Origin of the sequence: Streptomyces sp. NPDC048411, assembly GCF_040704695.1 — a bacterium.
Lineage (GTDB): Bacteria > Actinomycetota > Actinomycetes > Streptomycetales > Streptomycetaceae > Streptomyces.
In genome coordinates, this window is the sequence record NZ_JBEZKL010000267.1 from 1 (window position 1) to 3,628 (window position 3,628).

The 3,628-nt window shown below is 71.3% G+C and carries 4 protein-coding genes; all 4 read left to right on the forward strand.

What is annotated here, in order from left to right:
- Positions 1-144: 144 nt before the first annotated feature.
- The 4 genes from AB0915_RS38615 to nusB all read left to right on the forward strand — a co-directional run bounded on the left by AB0915_RS38615 (position 145) and on the right by nusB (position 3,204).
- Positions 145-972 (forward strand): Pro-rich N-terminal domain-containing protein, encoded by an 828-nt coding sequence (locus AB0915_RS38615; RefSeq protein WP_366696012.1) that lies wholly within the window; start codon positions 145-147, stop codon positions 970-972.
- A 72-nt stretch (positions 973-1,044) separates the two neighbouring features.
- A complete protein-coding gene (locus AB0915_RS38620; RefSeq protein WP_366696009.1) occupies positions 1,045-2,154 on the forward strand; it encodes an aminopeptidase P family protein in 1,110 nt (369 codons plus the stop codon).
- Positions 2,155-2,203: 49 nt separating this feature from the next.
- Positions 2,204-2,770 (forward strand): elongation factor P, encoded by a 567-nt coding sequence (gene efp / locus AB0915_RS38625; protein ID WP_358860745.1) that lies wholly within the window; start codon positions 2,204-2,206, stop codon positions 2,768-2,770.
- 2 nt (positions 2,771-2,772) lie between these two features.
- Positions 2,773-3,204: a transcription antitermination factor NusB gene (nusB, locus tag AB0915_RS38630; RefSeq protein WP_358860744.1), complete on the forward strand. Its 432-nt coding sequence runs from the start codon at positions 2,773-2,775 to the stop codon at positions 3,202-3,204.
- Positions 3,205-3,628 lie beyond the last annotated feature (424 nt).

Below are 3,628 nucleotides of genomic sequence, written 5' to 3' on the forward strand. Positions count from 1 at the left end.
GCGGTGCTCGCGGGCATAGCCTACGCAGTGACCAAGGTGGCGACCCTCGATGAGATCGTGCTCGGTATCACCCTGACGGGCCGGGGACGGTACGGTTGCCGTTCCACCAGCGCCAGTTGCCTGTACGAGACGGAGTGGCACCGGATGCAGCACGCAGTGGGGGCCCCGCTGCCGCCGCCCCAAGGATCCGGAAACGGACCTGTCGGCTGGACGCACCAGGCCCAGCACCCCGGCCACCCCGGTCCGCCGGGGCCGCCGCCTCCGCCCCCTCCCGCGCCCCGGGGTCCCGGCTGGACGGACCCCGCCCCGCACCACGCCCCCGCGCCCGTTTCCCGGGAGACCACCGGGCACATCCAGCTGCCGCCCGGCGGCCCCGTGCCGCTGCCCGCACCACCTGCCGATCCCGGCACGGGCACGGCGACGCTTGCCGTCCTCCTGATCGGCCCGGCGGGCGCGGGCAAGACGACCGTGGCCAAACTGTGGGCCAGCCGCCGCCGCGTTCCCACCGCGCACGTCAGCCTCGACGACGTCCGCGAATGGGTCCGCTCCGGCTTCGCCGACCCGCAGACCGGGTGGAACGACCACTCGGAGGCCCAGTACCGCCTGGCCCGCCGCACCTGCGGCTTCGCCGCCCGCAATTTCCTGGCCAACGGGATCTCCTGCATCCTCGACGACGCGGTCTTCCCCGACCGCCCCGTCGTGGGCCTGGGCGGCTGGAAGCGCCATGTGGGCCCGGGGCTTCTGCCCGTGGTGCTCCTGCCCGGCCTGGAGATCGTGCTGGAGCGCAACGCCGCCCGCAGTGGCAACCGCCGCCTGTCGGACGAGGAGGTTGCCCGGATCCACGGCCGGATGGCGGGCTGGTACGGCTCGGGGCTGCCGATCATCGACAACTCGACGTACGACGTGGAGACCACGGCCCGGGTCCTCGACGACGTACTCGCCCGCTCGATCGCCAGCCCGCCGGCCTGGTGACGGCCGGCCGGACGCCCCCCGGTCGGATGCGCTGACCGGGCGGCCCGGCGCGCCCGCTCGTAGGCTCGTGGCATGTCAGAGGTGTACGCCGTCCGCCGCGGGCTGCTCCGCGACCGGTGTGCCGCCGTCGGATCCGCGGCCGCCCTGGTCTCCCGCCCCGCCAATGTCCGCTATCTCGCGGGCGGAGCGCCCCCGGGTGCCGTGCTGCTGCTCGGCCCCGACGAGGACGTTCTGCTGTGCCCCCACGCGCCGACCGGTGAACCCGATCACGAGTACACCGACGACCAGCTGCGGCTGGCCCTGTTGCCGCCCTCCGGCGGCGACGACCCGGCGGTCGCCGCAGCCGACCTGGCCACCACCTCCGGCGCGGAATCGCTTGCCGTCGAGGAACACGATCTGACGGTCTCCCGTCACCGGGCCATGGGCTCGGTGGCCCCGCGGCTCCGGTTGACCGATCTCGGCGCCACGGTCGAGCAGCTGCGCCTCGTCAAGGACGAGGAGGAGATCGCCTGCCTGCGGATCGCCGCCGAGATCACCGACCAGGCGCTCGGCGAACTTCTCGAATCGATTCTGGTCGGTCGCACCGAACGGCACCTCGCCCTGGAACTGGAACGGCGGCTGGTGGACCACGGCGCCGACGGCCCCGCCTTCGCCACCTCGGTCGCCACCGGACCCAACTCGGGTCAGGGCCGCCACCGGCCCTCGGACCGGCGCGTGGAGGAGGGAGATTTCCTCTCCGTCTGTCTCGGCGCGAACTATCGCGGCTACCGGTGCGAGATCGGTCGTACGTTTGTCATCGGGACCGCGCCGGCCGCCTGGCAGATCGATCTGTACGACCTGGTTTTCGCCGCTCAGCGGGCCGGACGTGAGGCTCTCGTGCCGGGCACGGCGTACCGTGATGTGGACCGCGCGGCCCGGCATCTCCTGGACTCCGCAGGCCACGGAGAGGGTCTCGCACCCTGGACCGGGCACGGTGTGGGACTCGAAATCGACGAGGACCCGCAGCTGACACCGGCGGCCATGGGTAAACTGGACGCTTGTGTGCCGGTCACCGTCGAACCGGGGGTCCACCTCCCGGGCCGGGGCGGGGTCCGGATCGATGACACGCTCGTCGTGCGCCCCGAGGCGGACGGCGGACCCGAGCTACTCACCATTACGACCAAGGAGCTGCTCGCGCTCTAGCGCGCATCCTTGGCCGTCCACCAGCTTCAGTCCAGGAGATTCCGCAACCGTGGCTTCCACGAACGACCTCAAGAACGGCATGGTGCTCAAGCTCGACGGGGGCCAGCTCTGGTCCGTCGTCGAGTTCCAGCACGTCAAGCCCGGCAAGGGCCCGGCTTTCGTGCGCACCAAGCTCAAGAACGTGCTCTCCGGCAAGGTCGTCGACAAGACGTTCAACGCCGGCGTGAAGGTCGAGACGGCCACCATTGACCGCCGCGACATGCAGTTCTCGTACATGGACGGCGAGTACTTCGTCTTCATGGACATGGACACGTACGACCAGCTCATGGTCGACCGCAAGGCTGTCGGCAACGCCGCCAACTTCCTCATCGAGGGCTTCACCGCCTCCGTGGCCCAGCACGAGGGCGAGGTGCTCTACGTCGAGCTGCCGGCCGCCGTCGAGCTGACCATCCAGCACACCGACCCGGGCGTCCAGGGCGACCGCTCCACCGGTGGCACCAAGCCCGCCACGCTGGAGACCGGTTACGAGATCGGCGTCCCGCTCTTCATCACCACCGGTGAGAAGATCAAGGTCGACACCCGCACGGGCGACTACCTCGGCCGGGTGAACAGCTAACCGTGGCTGCCCGGAACACGGCCCGCAAGCGCGCCTTCCAGATCCTCTTCGAGGCCGATCAGCGCGGTGAGTCCGTGCAGACGGTCCTCGCGGACTGGGTTCGGCTCTCGCGGTCCGACCCCCGTCAGCCGCCGGTCACCGAGTACACGATGGAACTCGTCGAGGGGTACGCGCAGTACGCGGACCGGATCGATGACCTCATCATCACCTACGCCGTGGACTGGGAGATCGACCGCATGCCGGTCGTCGACCGGAACATCCTGCGGCTCGGTGCGTACGAGCTGATCTGGGTGGACGGGACGCCGGACGCGGTGGTCATCGACGAGGCGGTCCAGCTTGCCAAGGAGTTCTCCACGGATGACTCCCCGTCCTTCGTGAACGGGCTGCTCGCCCGGTTCAAGGACCTCAAGCCGAACCTTCGCCGCGAGGCCTAGGCTGCGGCGGCGTTCAGCCCACGAAGGGCCCACGGTCAGCTGACCGTGGGCCCTTCGGCGTGCGGGGCCCCTGGGCGGGGCGTTGCGTGGTGCGATGCCCCGGTCCGGGGCGGGGGTTTTGTCCTCAAGCGCCGGACGGGCTGGGTGTGTGGGCTTGCCGCGTCCGGCGGGTTCGGGCCCACGGGGGTGGGCGGTTCCGTCCTCAATCGCCGGACGGGCTTGGGGTGTGCGTCTGGCCCCGTGGTGGTGCCGTCGCCTGCCCGGTGGGTGGTGGTTCGGGGCGCCTGGGCGGGGCGTTGCGTGGTGTGGTGCCCCGGTCGGGGGCGCGGGGTTCCGTCCTCAAGCGCCGGACGGGCTTGGGTGTCCGCCTGGCCCCCGGTGGCACCGTCGCGCCTGCCCGGCGGTGGTGGTCCGGGGCCCCTCC